A 15,247-nucleotide genomic window follows, 5' to 3' on the forward strand; every position below is an offset into this window, starting at 1 on the left:
TAAACAAAAATCAATATTTGTTAGAGGCTGTATTAGCAAAAGCTTATAGTGCAGTTACAAGGTTTTGCAGGAGCCCGGATAAAAATGCGTAAGTCCTTGATGCGTATGACATTGCGTCAGCTGCAGATCTTCAACGAGGTGTGCGATTTGCGCTCGTACAGCCGGGCTGCGGAAGAAATGGCGTTGACGCAACCCGCCGTTAGTCTACAGATTCGGCAGCTCGAAGAGCTGATCGGCCAACCGCTGTTCGAGTATGTCGGCAAGAAGCTCTACCTGACCGAGGCGGCTGAAGCTTTGCAGCGCGCCAGCCGGGATATCTTCGGTCGCCTGGAAAGCCTCGACATGCAACTGTCGGACATGCAGGGCTCATTGCAGGGGCAGCTGAAGCTGGCGATCGAGTCCAGTGCCAAATACTTCGTGCCACACCTGTTCGCCGCCTTCAAGCAGCGTCACCCGGAGGTCAACCTGACCCTGACGGTGGTCAACCGCGCCCAGGCCATCCGGCGCCTTTCGGACAACCGCGATGACCTGATCATCATGTCGATGGTGCCCCAGGACATGGGCTTGGAGTTTCTGCCATTCCTCAACAACCCGATCGTTGCCGTAGCGCCTCCGGACCACCCGTTGTGCAAGCTCGAACACTTGCGCCTGCAAGATCTTGAGCCTCATACCCTGCTCGTGCGGGAACAGGGTTCCGGCACGCGCAAGGCTTGCGAGGAGTACTTCAAGGACAAGCGCGTGCACTTCACCCAGACCCTGGAGGTGGCCTCGGCCGATGCCCAGCGCGAATGTGTGATCGCCGGGCTTGGCATTGCCCTGCTGACCCGCCATGCGCTGAACCTGGAGCTCGCCACTGGGGTGCTCAAAGAGCTGCCGGTCGAAGAGCTGCCCCTGTATCGCAGCTGGTGCGTGGTGCAGTCCAAGGCCAAGCGACAGTCGCCGGTGGCCTTGGCGTTTCTGGCGTTCATCCGCAGCGAACGTGCTTTGATCAGTGCGCTTGTTGAGCGTTTTTCGGGGAAGCTGCCGACGATGCCCGCCACACCGTGAGCGCTTGTAGCTCAGGGTAGTCCGCCAGGTCGCGGAGCAATTGACGTTGGTCGCAGTAGCTTTCGATCGCGCGTCGATATTCCATGCGACGCTGATCTTTTTCCTGCTGCTTGCGAGCCTTGGCGCTGGGTTGGTACGTACCGTCGTAGTCACGAGCCATTGCCTGTCTCCCAGATTAAGATGCGGGAGCTTCAGCGTGACGTTGGCGGTTTACGGTTTGGCTGTGAAACGGTGACAAAATGGTGAAATTTGGTCGTTTGGGTACCGGAGCATCGCCGGCAAACCGACGCCTGCAGTGCCTGCCCGGTCAGTCGTCCATCGCCTTGATCGACTTCGGCGACAACCGCAGGCTGCGCAGACTGCGCTTCACGCTCTTCAGGTGGTTGACCAGGCTTGGCCCGCGCGCCATGGCTACGCCCATGGCCAGCACGTCGATCACGACCAGGTGGGCGATACGCGAGGTCAGCGGCGTATAGATTTCCGTGTCCTCGTGCACATCGATCGCCAGGTTCACCGTGGACAGCTCCGCCAATGGCGTCTGGCTTGGGCACAGGGTAATCAGGTTGGCACCGCTCTCACGCACCAGGTTGGCGGTGATCAGCAAGTCCTTTGAGCGCCCGGATTGCGAGATGCAGACCGCAACATCACCAGGTTTCAAGGTGACGGCAGACATCGCCTGCATGTGCGGGTCGGAGTACGCCGCGGCGCTGAGCAACAGACGGAAGAACTTGTGCTGGGCATCGGCGGCCACCGCACCCGAGGCACCGAACCCATAGAACTCCACGCGCTGCGCCTGCGCCATGGCGCTCACCGCCTGCTGCAACGCCTGAGGGTCGAGGTGTTCGCGCACTTCCATGAGGGTGTGCAGCGTGGTGTCGAAAATTTTCAGGCTGTAGTCGGCGACCGAGTCATCCTCGTGGATCGCGAACTGGCCGAAACTGGCACCGGCCGCCAGGCTCTGCGCCAACTTCAACTTGAGGTCTTGGAAACCCGAGCAGCCAATCGCACGGCAGAAGCGCACGATGGTAGGTTCGCTGATACCCACGCTGTGAGCCAGGTCGGCCATCGAGCTGTGCATGACTGCAGCCGGATCAAGCAGCACATGGTCAGCCACTTTCAGTTCCGATTTGCGCAGCAGGTGGCGCGATTGAGCGATATGTTGCAACAGATTCACAGGCTGGACTCGGTTATGATCGGCTGGCCGGGATGTAGCTTTCTTGTAGTTATACTACATGCACGCCAACCCGCCCAGTTAAACGAACGTGGAGAGTGGTGGTTTTGACTATTCCTTGCGACATTCTGGTTTTCGGTGGCACTGGCGATCTGGCCCTGCACAACCTGCTGCCGGCGCTCTACCACCTGTATCGCGAGGCTCGCCTGAATAATGCCGTGCGCATCATTGCGCTGGCCCGGCGCAACCTGCCACACAACGACTATGTGAAGCTCGCCGAACGCCATTGCCGGGCACAGATCGCCCGCAACGATTTCGACGAAGAAGTGTGGCGGCGTTTTTCCGCACGCCTGGACTACTTCGCCATGGATGCTTCGCAAAGCGCGGACTTCGGGCGCCTGGCCCGCTACCTTGGCGAACCCGGTGGGCTTACCCGCATCTACTACCTGGCCACCGCGCCCAACCTGTTCGTGCCGATCGTCAACCACCTGCGCATCGCCGGCCTGGCTGACAGCGAAGCCCGCATCGTGCTGGAAAAGCCCATTGGCCATTCGCTGGAATCGGCCACCGCCATCAACGAAGCCATTGGCGCGGTGTTCGACGAGTCCCACGTGTTCCGGATCGATCACTACCTGGGCAAGGAGACCGTGCAAAACCTGATGGCCCTGCGTTTCGCCAACGCCCTGCTGGAGCCGGTATGGCGCAATGGCCAGGTCGACCATGTGCAAATCAGTGTCTGTGAAACACTGGGCGTCGAGAATCGTGGTGCCTATTACGACCGTGCTGGCGCGACCCGAGACATGCTGCAGAACCACCTGCTGCAGCTGTTGTGCCTGGTGGCCATGGAACCGCCTGCCCACTTCGAAGCCGAGGCGGTGCGTGATGAGAAAGTGAAGATCCTTCGAGCCCTCAAACCGATTACCGGCCAAGACGTGCAGGACAAGACCGTGCGCGGTCAGTACGGCGCTGGACGCATTGGTGGCCAGGAAGTGCCGGCGTACTACTTCGAAAAAGATGTCGACAACGACAGCGATACGGAGACTTTCGTCGCCGTTCAGGCTCATATCGAAAACTGGCGCTGGGCGGGCGTACCGTTTTACTTGCGCACCGGCAAGCGAATGGCAAGGCGCTCCTCGCAAATCGTCATCCAATTCAAACCAGTACCCCATGAGCTGTTCAACGGCGGCCAGGCCAACCAGCTCCTGATACAGCTGCAACCGGACGAACGCATCAGCCTGCGCATGATGACCAAGACCCCCGGCAAGGGCATGCGCCTGGAACCGGTCGACCTGGATCTGAACCTTGCCCAGGTGTTTGGCCAGACCCGGCGCTGGGAAGCTTACGAGCGCTTGCTGCTGGACGTGCTCGAAGGCGATTCGACCTTGTTCATGCGGCGCGACGAGGTCGAAGCGGCCTGGGCCTGGATCGACCCGATCATCAAGGGCTGGGAGGAGCATTTCCAAGCGCCACGCCACTACCCGGCGGGCACCAACGGCCCCGAGCAGGCCAATAGCCTGCTGGCCCATCAGGGACGGGCGTGGCACAGCTGAACTCAAGTTACCGCGCGACGCCAGGTGCGCATCAGGCCTGGCGGGTGGCGATCAAGCGTTCGAAGTCCATTTCGCAGATCGGTCGGCTGATCAGATAACCCTGTGCCTCGTCACACCCTTGCTCACGCAGGAACGCCATCTGCTCCTGCGTCTCTACCCCTTCCGCGACCACTCTCAGGTTCAGGCTACGCGCCATGGCGATGATTGCCCGGGTGATGGCCGCATCCTGGCTGCCTTCGTGCAAGCCTCGGATGAAGGCCTGGTCGATCTTCACGAAATCCACCGGTAAGCGCTTCAAGTAGCTGAGCGAGGAGTAACCGGTTCCGAAATCGTCGATGGCCAGTTTCACACCGAGTTCGTGCAGCTGCCTGAAGGTCGAAATGATGTGCTCGACATTCTCCAACAACTGGCTCTCGGTCAGTTCGAGCTCCAGCAGATGCGGCTGCAGGCCCGTTTCTTCGAGCACCTGCCGCACCAGGCTGACGATCTTGCCTTGGCGCACCTGGTAAACCGACAGGTTCACCGAGACACGCACATCCAGCCCCTGACGCTGCCACTGACAAGCCTGCCAGCAGGCACGCCGCAAAACGAACTCGCCCATTGGCGCAATCAGCCCGGTTTCCTCGGCCAGGCCGATGAAATCACCGGGCGGTACCATGCCCCATTGAGGATGAAGCCAGCGCACCAGAGCTTCAGCCGCATGCAAACGCCCGGTGCGCAAGCAGAGCTTGGGTTGGTAGTAGACCAGCAGTTGGCCTTCATCAATGGCCTTGCGCAGCTGGTTCTCCAGTTGCAGACGCTCCAAGGTGCTGGCGCGCAGGCTCTCGGTGTAGAACTGGAAATTGTCGCCACCCAGGTGCTTGGCGTGCTGCTTGGCCATGTCAGCCTGGCTGATCAACTGGTTGGGTTCGAAACTGCCGTCAGCCGCCAGGCTGATGCCAACCGATGCGCTGATCACCACTTCATGCTCGCCCAGACGCAACGGCACGCGCAGCTTGTCCAGCAGCCGGGTGGTCACCCGCACCAGGCTCGACAGGTTGCTATAACCGTCGAACAGCACGGCAAACTCATCGCCAGACAAGCGCGCCACGGTGTCGGCCTCGGGTACGGCATTGGCGATTCGCTGAGAGATCTTCTTCAACAGTTGATCGGCATGCTCATGGCCGAGGCTTTCGTTCAGCAGCTTGAAGCGGTCCAGGTCGATGTGCAGCAACGCCAGGCTGCGGCCACTCAGACGCACACGCCGCCCGGCCTCATCGAGGCGCATGCGGAACAACGCACGGTTGGCCAGGCCGCTGAGCTCGTCGTGCTGGGCCAGGTAACGAATGCGCTCTTCGGACGCCCGTCTCGCGGAAAGATCGGAGAAAAAGCCAACGATATTGCTCAAATTCCCCGAAGCATCACGAACGCCCGTGAACTGCAGCCATTGCGGGTACAGTTCTCCACTCTTGCGAGCTTCCACCAACTCGCCCTGCCAGTACCCCTGCTGACGCAGCGACTGCTCGATCTGGCCGCTGTGCCGCCGAGCATCGCTGCTGCAGGGCAGATCCAGGACATTGCGCGCCAGCAGCTCGCTGCGCGAGTAACCGGTCATCTGACAGAAAGCCCGATTGACGGTCAGCAGCGTGAAGTCAGCGCTCAGGATGACGATACCTTCACTGGAAGCCTCGAACACCGAGGCCGCGAGCCGTTGGTGGTCCTCCAGGGCTTTCTGGGCCTGGACGCGCTGCAGGTCCTCGGTCAACAGCTGGTTCTGGAAGCGCCGCAACAGCCCGCGCTCGATCAGGCGATTAACCTGCCAGGCCACGACCAGCAATGCCGCCAGCAGAATCAGGCCAAAACATCCCCAGCCCCGTTGTTCGCCGGCATCGTAAAAGAACAGAAACGCAATCGGTGGCAATAGGCATGGCAGGGCAAAGCTGAGGAAGGCTGGCAAACTCACCGCGTAGGCGACACTGGCCGACAGCGTAGCCGCGCCCAACAGGCCAAACCCCCACGCCTGCTGGACGAAACTCTCCGCAGGTACCAGAGCGATGGCCGCACAGGCCAGGGTCAGGCCGCTGAAACCCGAGCCAAGCAGGAACATCCGCCACCATATAGGCCGGGCCTGGCGCTGGGTGTCGGCCGCTTCGAAAGCGGTTACCTGAATGACTCGCAAGGCCACCAGCGCCAGCAGCCAGACAATCCAGACACTGACCAGCAGGTAGCGCTCAGGGCTCCACAGCAACCAGGCGCAGAGCAGGCCGTTGAGCAGCATGAACAAGGTGGGCAACAAAGAGCCCTGGTAGAGCAGACGGGTGCGCTCGATCGAAAGCTGGGTAGCGAATTGCCTGCGAACACTCCGTGTCGTATCCGGCGATGCTCCGATCGCCACGCAATCCTGGGTCATAATGTCGGGTTCTTGTGCTGTTATTGTTATGGATGACCGCAAACGTGCTGGGAGAATACACAAGCGCCGCGCCAGACCAAACTGCTCTGGATCATGATTTGCCAAAACCCCGACAAACCCGCACCGAACCGCTCAATTACGCTGCCCTGGCACAAGCCCGGATGAACGGCAACGGACGAACGGCAAGTTTTGCCCCATCGGCGTTTGCCCCTGTCCCCTGCACGGCCCTAGAATGGCCGGATGCACAATGATGACCTCTCCCTCCTGCTGAACTCCCTCAACGATGCCCAACGCCAGGCCGTAGCAGCCTCGCTGGGGCGTCAACTGGTGCTTGCTGGCGCCGGCTCCGGCAAGACCCGTGTGCTGGTGCACCGTATCGCCTGGCTGATCCAGGTCGAGCAGGCTTCACCGCATTCGATCCTGTCGGTGACCTTCACCAACAAGGCCGCAGCAGAAATGCGCCATCGAATCGAGCAATTGCTGGGCATCAACCCGGCTGGCATGTGGGTCGGTACCTTCCACGGCCTGGCTCACCGCCTGCTGCGCGCGCACTGGCAGGAGGCGCGGCTGGTGCAGAACTTCCAGATTCTCGACAGCGACGACCAGCAGCGCCTGATCAAGCGGGTGATCCGCGACCTGGGGCTGGACGAACAGCGCTGGCCAGCACGCCAGGCACAATGGTTCATCAACGGGCAGAAGGACGAAGGGCTTCGCCCGCAGCACATCCAGGCCAGCGGCGACCTGTTCCTGGGCACCATGCGCAGCATCTACGAAGCCTACGAACAGGCTTGCGAGCGAGCCGGGGTCATCGACTTTTCCGAACTGCTGCTGCGCGCCCTCGACCTGTGGCGCGACCACCCCGGCCTGCTGGAGCACTACCAACGGCGCTTCCGCCATGTACTGGTGGACGAGTTCCAGGATACCAACGCCGTGCAGTACGCCTGGCTGCGCCTGCTGGCCGGCGGCGGCGTGAGCCTGATGGCCGTGGGTGACGACGACCAGTCGATCTACGGCTGGCGTGGCGCCAAGATCGAGAACATCCACCAATACACCGCCGATTTCCCCGACGCCGAACTGATTCGCCTGGAGCAGAACTATCGCTCCACCGGCGGCATCCTCAAGGCCGCCAACGCGCTGATCGCCAACAACAGCGGGCGCCTGGGCAAGGAGCTGTGGACGGACCTCGGCGAAGGCGAACCGCTGACCCTCTACGCCGCCTACAACGAGCATGACGAAGCGCGCTACGTGGTCGAGACCATCGAGAGCCTCATCAAGCAAGGCAACTCGCGCAGCGACATCGCCATTCTCTATCGCTCCAACGCCCAGTCGCGGGTATTGGAAGAGGCGCTGCTTCGCGAACGCATCCCGTATCGCATCTACGGCGGCCAGCGCTTCTTCGAGCGTGCCGAAATCAAGAACGCCATGGCCTACCTGCGCCTGCTCGAAGGCCGTGGCAACGATGCCGCTCTCGAGCGGGTCATCAACGTACCGCCACGGGGCATCGGCGAGAAAACCGTCGAGGCCATCCGTGAACATGCCCGCCACAGCCAACTGTCGATGTGGGAGGCGATGTGCCAGTTGCTGGCCGCCAAGGCTCTCAAGGGGCGCGCCGCCAGCGCCCTGGGGGCCTTCATCGAGTTGATCGAAAGCCTGACAGGCAAAACGGCTGACATGCCCTTGCACCTGATGACCCAGACGGTCATCGAACAGTCCGGCTTGATCATCTATCACCAGGAAGAAAAAGGTGAAAAGGGCCAGGCACGGGTAGAAAACCTTGAGGAACTGGTCAGCGCAGCACGCAACTTCGAAGCGGGCGAAGAAGATGCCGATCTGACGCCGCTCTCGGCCTTCCTGGGTCATGCGTCGCTGGAAGCGGGCGAGGCGCAGGCCGACGAGCACGAGGACAGCATTCAGCTGATGACCCTGCACAGCGCCAAGGGCCTGGAGTTCCCCTATGTGTTCCTGGTGGGCATGGAAGAAGGCCTGTTCCCACACAAGATGAGCCTGGAAGAGCCTGGCCGCTTGGAGGAAGAACGCCGCTTGGCGTATGTGGGCATTACCCGCGCCATGCGTCAGCTGATCATGACTTACGCCGAGACCCGACGCCTGTACGGCAGCGAGACCTACAACAAAGTGTCGCGTTTCGTACGGGAAATCCCGGCCGGCCTGGTTCAGGAAGTGCGTTTGTCCAATAGCGTCAGCCGACCATTCGGTGGGGCGAAGACCAGCTCGGCCAGTAGCCTGTTCGCCAACGCCAGTATTCCGCAGACCGCCTTCAACCTTGGCCAGCGCGTGCAGCATGCGGTGTTCGGCGAAGGGGTGATTCTCAACTTCGAAGGTTCCGGCGCCCAGGCACGGGTGCAGGTCAACTTCGCCGAAGGCAGCAAGTGGCTCATGCTGGGGTACGCCAAGCTCGAGGCTATCTGAGGCTCCTGCGCCGCCATCGCTGGCAAGTAGACTCCTGCGGGATTTCGGGATCGGTGCCATACGGGCAGGAGCCGGCTTGCCCGCCACAAGGTCTTGGCAACATCAGGCAAAAGCTCGAAACATTATGACGCTGGTCATGTGCCCAGGAACCTGTGCAACATGACGCGCGTGCAATCCACAACAGGGGAAATCCCATTTATGCAACGTTTTCTTAGCATCGCTCTGGCGCTCTGCGTCGGCCTGACGCTGAGCCTGGACGCCAACGCCAAGCGTTTCGGCGGCGGCAAGAGTTCGGGCTCCGCGCCTATCCACCAGACCCGCCAGGCCACGCCAACCACGCCTGCTGCCGCGCCGACCGCTCCTGGCCGTGCTCCGGCCGCCGCCAGCGGTGCTTCGCGCTGGCTGGGCCCACTCGCCGGCCTCGCCGCCGGTGGCCTGCTGGCGTCCATGTTCATGGGTGACGGCTTCGAGGGCCTGCAGATCATGGACTTCCTGATCGTCGCCCTGATCGCGTTCCTGGTGTTCCGCTTCATTGCTGCGCGCCGCCGCCAGCAGCAGCCGCAAATGGCCGCGCCTGGCCATGCGCCGTTCCAGCGTGAAGCTCACGCCCAGCCTGCCCAGCCGTCGATCTTCGGTGGTTCGGCCGCGCCAGCCGCCGCAGCCGCTCCGGTGATCAACGCACCAGCCTGGTTCAACGAGCAGAACTTCCTGGCCGCCGCTCGCAACCACTTCCAGGCGCTGCAGCAGCACTGGGATGCCAACGAGATGGACAAGATCGCTGAGTTCGTGACCCCGCAAATGCTCGAGTTCCTCAAGCGTGAACGTGCCGAACTGGGTGATGGCTTCCAGTCCACCTACATCGACAACCTCGATGTGCAACTGGACGGTGTAGACGATCGCCCAGACCGCACCGACGCTACCCTGACCTTCCGTGGCGTGTCGAAGAATTCGCGCTTCGATCAAGGTGAGGCCTTCAGCGAGAGCTGGCACATGGTTCGCGCTCAAGGCGAGAACCAGCCGTGGCTGGTCGCCGGTATCCGCCAGAACGGTTAACCGACGCACGCTGTGCAAAAAACCCCGGGCTTGCCCCGGGGTTTTTGCTTTTGCCAAAGTGGGATACTAGGGTATAACGCGCAGCGTTCATCAAGGTTAGAGGATGTGAACCGTGGAAGAAGTGATCGAACAACTCCGTGAAGCCAACGAGCCGGTACCGGTACCCTTGGAACTTCCCGACGAAGATCTGCTGGTCGAGATCGAGGAACAACTGTTCATCAACATCCCTTTCGTGTTCAAAGAGTTCCTGCTGACCGTCAGCGATGTGGTCTATGGCTCTCTTGAACCGGTAACCGTCACCGACCCGCAGTCGCACACCTACCTGCCCGACGTCGCGGCAAACGCTTGGGATGCTGGCGTACCGCGCGACCTGATCCCCATCTGCCAGGACGGCGACAACTACTACTGCGTCGAGGAAGACGGCACTGTCGTGTTGTGGGATGCCGAAGAGGAAGCCTTGGGCGAAGACAGCTGGGAGTCGGTCTGGCACTGGGCCCGGGACGTCTGGCTTGAAAGCTGAGTGAGAATTAAACTCACAAAATAATGGCCCATGGCCATTTTGCCCCGTAGAATCCCCAGGCTTTCTGCGCTTGGCGCCATCGCTACCGCTCCATCCCCTCGGACTTCGGTGAACGCTGGCGCAGAAAGCCCAACCCGCTCAGTGCGAGTGATCGCGACTGTTCTCCAGGGTTTCAAGCAGGGCGATTTGCATGCGCGTGTGTACGCGTATGAACCAACGCCAAAGCAACGCCACCACCAATGCCGCCACCACCGCGATCACCAGCAGCAACTCGCTGGTGGGCAGAATGCTCGCCGATAGCGCCGACAGCAGCAGGAAGATGACCAGCAACGACAACAGCGGGATCACCTCGGCAATCACCCTCCGCACGCGCTGCGTGTGACGCCCGGCCATCTCCGGCTTGACGCCCATCTCCGCCAGCAGCATCGACAGCGCCTTGAGCTTGCGATAGGCCGCAATCAGAAACGGGAGCGAAAGCAGCAGTGCAGCGCCCCAGATCACCGCCTTCTGCTGACTGACATCGCTCACCCACTCGGTCAGCCAATTGCCGATACGGCCAGCAAAATAGCCTCCGCTGAAGAAGATCGCGATCACCAGTGCCAGATTCACCCCCACCTGCAGCAGGATGCGACGGATCATCGCGGCCAGCATCGCGCCCTCGCCCTGCGGCTGGATGCTGCGCAACCACTCGCCATACAGCGACAGCACCCGTGCCAGGCGGCGCGGCACCACGTGCCCGAGTTTGATCGAAAGCGGATCAGCGGCGCGGATCAGATACGGCGTCAGCAGCGTGGTGATGGCCGACACCGCAACGGCGACGGGGTAAAGGAAGTCGCTGGTTACCTGCAGGGTCATGCCCAAGGCAGCGATGATGAACGAAAACTCGCCAATCTGCGAAAGACCCATGCCCACGCGTAGCGACGTGCGGCCGTCATTGCCGGCAATGAATGCCCCCATGCCACAGGACAGCATTTTGCCCAGCACCACCGCCAAGGTGATGACCACGATCGGCCAGGCATAATCTACCAGCACCTGAGGATCGATCATCAAACCGATGGCGACGAAGAAGATCGCGCTGAACAGGTCGCGAACGGGTTCGATCAGGCGTTCGATTTTCAGCAACTGCCGCGACTCGGCCATGATCGCGCCAATCAGGAAGGCCCCCAGTACCATGCTGTATTCGAGCTTCACCACCAGCAGGCAGAAGCCGAAGCACAGCCCAAGCACGGTGATCAGCAGCATCTCGTTGCTTTCGAATTTGGCGACGTAGGCCAACAGCCTCGGCACCAGCAGAATGCCGATGACCAGCGCCACGATCATGAACAAGGACAGCTTGCCTACGGTGGAAAACACTTCCCCGGAGCTGACAGTGCCACTGACCGCGATTCCTGACAGCAAGGCGATGATGCCGATACCGAGGATGTCCTCGACGATTAGCACGCCGAAGATCAGCTGGGCGAAACGCTCGTTCTTCATCTTCAGGTCATTGAGCGCCTTGACGATGATGGTGGTCGATGAAATCGCCAGGATCGCCCCTAGGAACAGCGAATCCATGGTGCTCCAGCCGAACCAGCGGCCTATCTCGAAGCCGATCCAGATCATCAGGACGATTTCCAGAAACGCTGCGATGAAGGCGGTGGCACCGACCTTGAACAGTTTGCGCAGACTGAACTCAAGGCCCAGGCAGAACATCAGGAAGATCACCCCAAGCTCGGCCAGGGTCTTGATGGTGTCTTCGTCGTGGATCAGGCCAAAGGGCGGAGTGTGCGGGCCGATGATGAAGCCTGCGACGATGTAGCCCAGCACCACGGGCTGTTTGAGCCGATGAAAGAGAATGGTCACGACACCAGCGACAAGCATGATCACTGCGAGGTCCTGGATGAAGCTGATGGCATGCATGGCGCGATTCTCCTTTTTCTCGATGCCAAGGCAGACCGCTCCTCTGCCAAAGCAGCCCCGAGCGAGCAGCAAGTACATACTGTATTGAATGCTGGAAAGCCCATGTTGCAGGGGCGTACTCAGGTTAACATCGCACCTCGCCGCAAATTGCCGGTGCAATATGCAGAAACAGATCGGCTACTTAACCGCCGCCGATGGCGTGATCGGCGTGACGATGGAGCGTCAGCCAACGTCCCGTATCAGGATGGCAAACACCAAGAGGGGAACCGACGTGTCTGTAGATACCCACCCCGCTTCAGCGCAACCTCACCGTGAGCACTCTATGGAACCTGGAAACGCCCAGCTGACTATGACCGTTTTGATGACGCCGGACATGGCCAACTTCTCCGGCAACGTACATGGCGGCACCCTGCTCAAGTATCTCGATGAAGTGGCTTACGCCTGCGCCAGCCGATATGCCGGCAGCTACGTGGTGACGCTGTCGGTGGACCAGGTGATATTCCGTGAGCCGGTACACGTCGGCGAACTGGTGACCTTCCTGGCTTCGGTCAACTACACCGGCAATACCTCGATGGAGGTGGGCATCAAGGTGGTGACCGAGAACATCCGCGAACGCTCCGTTCGCCACTCAAACAGCTGCTTCTTCACCATGGTGGCTGTCGATGACAATCGCCGCCCGGTCCAGGTACCACCGCGTCAGCCACAAACCAGCGAAGAGAAGCGGCGCTTCCTGCAAGGCCAGCAGCGCCGCCAGATCCGCCAGGAACTGGAAAAGCGCTACCAGGACCTGAAGACCGACTCGATCTAGAACGCCAGGCGTTGCGCCTCGAAGCGCACACGCGGATGGGCGATGCGATCATGGGCCCTCACCAGCTGCAATTCGTAGCTGGTGCAGGCTTGGGTTTCCAGCAATACCTCGTGCACCGCCGCCGCAGTGAACTCGAAGGCCTGCTGCCAGCTGTCCCCCAGCAGCACACGCGCCAGGAACAGCCCCGAGGTAAGGTCACCGACACCCACCGGCTGGCGCGGGAAGGCCAGCAGCGGCCGCTTCAGATGCCAGCTCGCCTGCTCGGTAACCAGCAGCATCTCGAACGAATCTGGCGCCCGATCGGGGTAGGACACGTGCTTGACTAGCACCACCTGCGGGCCACGCTTGAGCAGGCTGCGCGCCATGGCCACGCAATCGGCCAGCGACTCTGCGCGCCGGCCGCAGAAGCTGTCCAGCTCCAGCTGATTCGGACATAGAATGTCAGCCTTCGCGACGGCCTCTTCGAGCAGGAACTCGCTCACCTCGACCGGGACGATACAGCCCTTCTCCGCATGGCCCATGACCGGGTCGCACAGGTACAAGGCATTCGGGTTCACCGCCTTGATACGCTCCACCCCCGCCAGAATCGCCCGCCCTTGCTCCGCACTGCCCAGGTAGCCGGAAAGCACGGCGTCACAGTTGCCTAGCTCCCCGATGTTGCTAATGCCTTCCACCAACGCAGGAATTTGCGCTGGAGCAAGCACTTCTCCTGCCCACTGGCCATACTGAGTGTGATTGGAAAACTGCACGGTATTGAGCGGCCAGACGTTGACCCCGATACGCTGCATGGGAAACACCGCAGCACTGTTTCCGGCATGGCCAAACACCACATGGGACTGGATTGCGAGCAGGTGCGGGGTACGTTTCATGCGGGAGATTTCCAAAGCTGTTTCAAGGATTGTGCGCAGCGCAGTATGAACTCGATTGCCACCTGTACGACAGGCCAGGGACGCAGTTAAGCTGGTTCGACCTGTTTGGAGCATATGCAAATGTTGACCCTTGAGAATCTTCTCGTCCTGATGCTGGTGGCCACGGCAGGCGCTTGGTTGTGGCACAACCATGGGCTGCGCGAAAAAGCCTTGGAACGGGTCAAGCAGCATTGCGCCAAGCTCGACCTTGAGCTGCTCGACGACGCCGTCGCCCTCAAGCGCATCGCCTTTGTCCGCGATGCCAATGGGCGCAAGCGCTTGGCGCGGGTATACGCCTTCGAGTTCACTGTCACAGGCGAGCAACGTCACCCAGGCACCGTAACGCAATTCGGTGCCCACAGTATGCAGATCGAATTGGCGCCTTACCCGTTCGAGATCAAGACCCCGCCTCGCGGCGACAACGTGATCGAGATGCAGCAGTGGCGCCAGGAGCACAACCGCTGGCGCAATTGATCAATCGATCCGGCAGTCAGCCAGCGCGTCCTGCAGGACTTGCTGGGGCTGGGCTTGGTCGAAGATCAATTCGATACGGGTGTCCCTGCGCCAATCGCTGGGCTGCCAATCAGGCGCCCTGCCATGGACACCGTTGAACGATTTCCAGCCCTGCGCACTGTGGATAACACCCTTGGCGCGACGCCAAGGCCAGGACTCAAGAAGACCGCGCAGTCGCTGCTGATCGAAACACTGGCTGGGGTGCCAGCGCCAACCGATGCTCCAACTCTCCTCTCCCGCGTGGACAAGGCACATTGGGATTCGTGGGTCTGTCCACAGGGGCTGAGGTGGAGCCGGCGCATTACCCACAGCCAGTGCTTCTACCGAACCTCGACCGGCCGTCCCTGTGGACGAAACCGGAAGTCGGGCCAAGGGCAATGCGCCAAAGTCCGTCCAGTAGCCTTCCTGGCCGGCCAAGGCGGCAGTTATCAACAGCCGTTTCTGTTCATCCACAGCAGCGGCCTTATTGAAAACCACCAAACCCGATGCCTGTAACGCCTGTGCTTGAGCATCTGCCAGAGGCTCGCCGCGCGCCAGCGCTTCTGCGTCCACCACCATCAACAGCGGCTGGACAGCCAGGACCCCAGTCCACGGCGCTTGCCCAAGCTGCTTCAACAGCTGCACAGGGTGACCCAGCCCCGAGGGTTCGATGAACAGGCGGTCGGGCCGAGCTTTGCGCAGCAGCCGGCCCAATCCTACCTGAAACGGCATGCCATTGACGCAGCACAGGCAGCCTCCTGCCACCTCGCCGATGGCAATGCCATCGTCATCGCGGTGCAGCAGGGCGGCATCCAGTCCTATTTGCCCAAACTCGTTGACCAGTACCGCCCAACGCTCATTGAGTGGGCGCTGGGCCAGCAACTGGCGAACCAGACTGGTCTTGCCAGCGCCCAAGGGACCGGCGATGACATGGGTGGGAATATTCTGCAGCATGCGATGAGTTCAAGGCGGGTGTGTCACCC

At 61.1% G+C, this 15,247-nt stretch carries 13 protein-coding genes; 7 read left to right on the top strand and 6 right to left on the bottom strand.

What is annotated here, in order from left to right:
* Positions 1–84: 84 nt before the first annotated feature.
* Complete coding sequence (locus P3R38_RS24765) at positions 85–1,047, top strand: LysR family transcriptional regulator (RefSeq protein WP_023383080.1); 963 nt, start codon at positions 85–87, stop codon at positions 1,045–1,047.
* On the opposite strand, the gene P3R38_RS24770 is transcribed toward P3R38_RS24765, so the two are convergent.
* Together P3R38_RS24770 and hexR are read right to left on the bottom strand one after the other, a co-directional pair.
* Positions 989–1,207 carry a hypothetical protein gene (locus P3R38_RS24770; RefSeq protein WP_081669616.1) on the bottom strand — a complete coding sequence of 73 codons (219 nt, stop codon included), beginning with the start codon at positions 1,205–1,207 and terminating at the stop codon, positions 989–991. The genes P3R38_RS24765 and P3R38_RS24770 overlap by 59 nt on opposite strands.
* Positions 1,208–1,354: 147 nt before the next feature.
* Entirely contained in the window at positions 1,355–2,221 is an 867-nt protein-coding gene (hexR, locus tag P3R38_RS24775) for a transcriptional regulator HexR (protein WP_023383081.1), read from the bottom strand.
* Between the two features lie 104 nt (positions 2,222–2,325).
* Between hexR and zwf the strand changes: the two genes are divergently transcribed.
* Positions 2,326–3,768 carry a glucose-6-phosphate dehydrogenase gene (gene zwf, locus P3R38_RS24780; protein ID WP_277686686.1) on the top strand — a complete coding sequence of 481 codons (1,443 nt, stop codon included), beginning with the start codon at positions 2,326–2,328 and terminating at the stop codon, positions 3,766–3,768.
* 31 nt (positions 3,769–3,799) lie between these two features.
* On the opposite strand, the gene P3R38_RS24785 is transcribed toward zwf, so the two are convergent.
* Positions 3,800–6,157 carry an EAL domain-containing protein gene (locus P3R38_RS24785; protein ID WP_023383083.1) on the bottom strand — a complete coding sequence of 786 codons (2,358 nt, stop codon included), beginning with the start codon at positions 6,155–6,157 and terminating at the stop codon, positions 3,800–3,802.
* 240 nt (positions 6,158–6,397) lie between these two features.
* On the opposite strand from P3R38_RS24785, the gene uvrD reads away from it, so the two are divergent.
* The 3 genes from uvrD (at position 6,398) to P3R38_RS24800 (ending at position 10,157) form a co-directional block, all read left to right on the top strand.
* Positions 6,398–8,584 carry a DNA helicase II gene (uvrD, locus tag P3R38_RS24790; protein ID WP_023383084.1) on the top strand — a complete coding sequence of 729 codons (2,187 nt, stop codon included), beginning with the start codon at positions 6,398–6,400 and terminating at the stop codon, positions 8,582–8,584.
* A gap of 198 nt (positions 8,585–8,782) precedes the next feature.
* The gene (locus P3R38_RS24795; RefSeq protein ID WP_023383085.1) at positions 8,783–9,637 is read left to right on the top strand and encodes a TIM44-like domain-containing protein; all 855 of its coding nucleotides are present in this window, start codon (positions 8,783–8,785) and stop codon (positions 9,635–9,637) included.
* 112 nt (positions 9,638–9,749) lie between these two features.
* On the top strand, positions 9,750–10,157 hold the full coding sequence (locus P3R38_RS24800) for an SMI1/KNR4 family protein (protein WP_023383086.1): 408 nt from the start codon (positions 9,750–9,752) through the stop codon (positions 10,155–10,157).
* A gap of 138 nt (positions 10,158–10,295) precedes the next feature.
* Here P3R38_RS24800 and P3R38_RS24805 read toward each other — a convergent pair whose 3' ends face one another.
* A complete protein-coding gene (locus P3R38_RS24805) occupies positions 10,296–12,056 on the bottom strand; it encodes a cation:proton antiporter (RefSeq protein WP_023383087.1) in 1,761 nt (586 codons plus the stop codon).
* A gap of 322 nt (positions 12,057–12,378) precedes the next feature.
* Here P3R38_RS24805 and P3R38_RS24810 point away from each other — a divergent pair, with 322 nt between their 5' ends.
* Positions 12,379–12,864 carry an acyl-CoA thioesterase gene (locus tag P3R38_RS24810; protein WP_023383088.1) on the top strand — a complete coding sequence of 162 codons (486 nt, stop codon included), beginning with the start codon at positions 12,379–12,381 and terminating at the stop codon, positions 12,862–12,864.
* Here the strand turns inward: P3R38_RS24810 and pdxY are convergent.
* On the bottom strand, positions 12,861–13,733 hold the full coding sequence (gene pdxY, locus P3R38_RS24815; protein ID WP_023383089.1) for a pyridoxal kinase PdxY: 873 nt from the start codon (positions 13,731–13,733) through the stop codon (positions 12,861–12,863). The genes P3R38_RS24810 and pdxY overlap by 4 nt on opposite strands.
* Positions 13,734–13,853: 120 nt before the next feature.
* On the opposite strand from pdxY, the gene P3R38_RS24820 reads away from it, so the two are divergent.
* On the top strand, positions 13,854–14,246 hold the full coding sequence (locus tag P3R38_RS24820; protein WP_023383090.1) for a DUF3301 domain-containing protein: 393 nt from the start codon (positions 13,854–13,856) through the stop codon (positions 14,244–14,246).
* Here P3R38_RS24820 and P3R38_RS24825 read toward each other — a convergent pair whose 3' ends face one another.
* Entirely contained in the window at positions 14,247–15,218 is a 972-nt protein-coding gene (locus P3R38_RS24825) for a CobW family GTP-binding protein (protein ID WP_104881055.1), read from the bottom strand. It lies immediately after the preceding gene.
* Positions 15,219–15,247: the final 29 nt, after the last annotated feature.

The sequence above is a fragment of the Pseudomonas sp. NyZ480 genome, assembly GCF_029537255.1.
Classification (GTDB): domain Bacteria; phylum Pseudomonadota; class Gammaproteobacteria; order Pseudomonadales; family Pseudomonadaceae; genus Aquipseudomonas; species Aquipseudomonas taiwanensis.

Coding starts and splice junctions, on each gene's coding strand:
- P3R38_RS24810 (WP_023383088.1), top strand. CDS start 12,379: ATGGAACCTGGAAACGCCCAGCTGACTATGACCGTTTTGATGACGCCG.
- P3R38_RS24785 (WP_023383083.1), bottom strand. CDS start 6,157: ATGACCCAGGATTGCGTGGCGATCGGAGCATCGCCGGATACGACACGG.
- P3R38_RS24765 (WP_023383080.1), top strand. CDS start 85: ATGCGTAAGTCCTTGATGCGTATGACATTGCGTCAGCTGCAGATCTTC.
- uvrD (WP_023383084.1), top strand. CDS start 6,398: ATGCACAATGATGACCTCTCCCTCCTGCTGAACTCCCTCAACGATGCC.
- P3R38_RS24805 (WP_023383087.1), bottom strand. CDS start 12,056: ATGCATGCCATCAGCTTCATCCAGGACCTCGCAGTGATCATGCTTGTC.
- P3R38_RS24820 (WP_023383090.1), top strand. CDS start 13,854: ATGTTGACCCTTGAGAATCTTCTCGTCCTGATGCTGGTGGCCACGGCA.
- pdxY (WP_023383089.1), bottom strand. CDS start 13,733: ATGAAACGTACCCCGCACCTGCTCGCAATCCAGTCCCATGTGGTGTTT.
- P3R38_RS24795 (WP_023383085.1), top strand. CDS start 8,783: ATGCAACGTTTTCTTAGCATCGCTCTGGCGCTCTGCGTCGGCCTGACG.
- P3R38_RS24770 (WP_081669616.1), bottom strand. CDS start 1,207: ATGGCTCGTGACTACGACGGTACGTACCAACCCAGCGCCAAGGCTCGC.
- P3R38_RS24825 (WP_104881055.1), bottom strand. CDS start 15,218: ATGCTGCAGAATATTCCCACCCATGTCATCGCCGGTCCCTTGGGCGCT.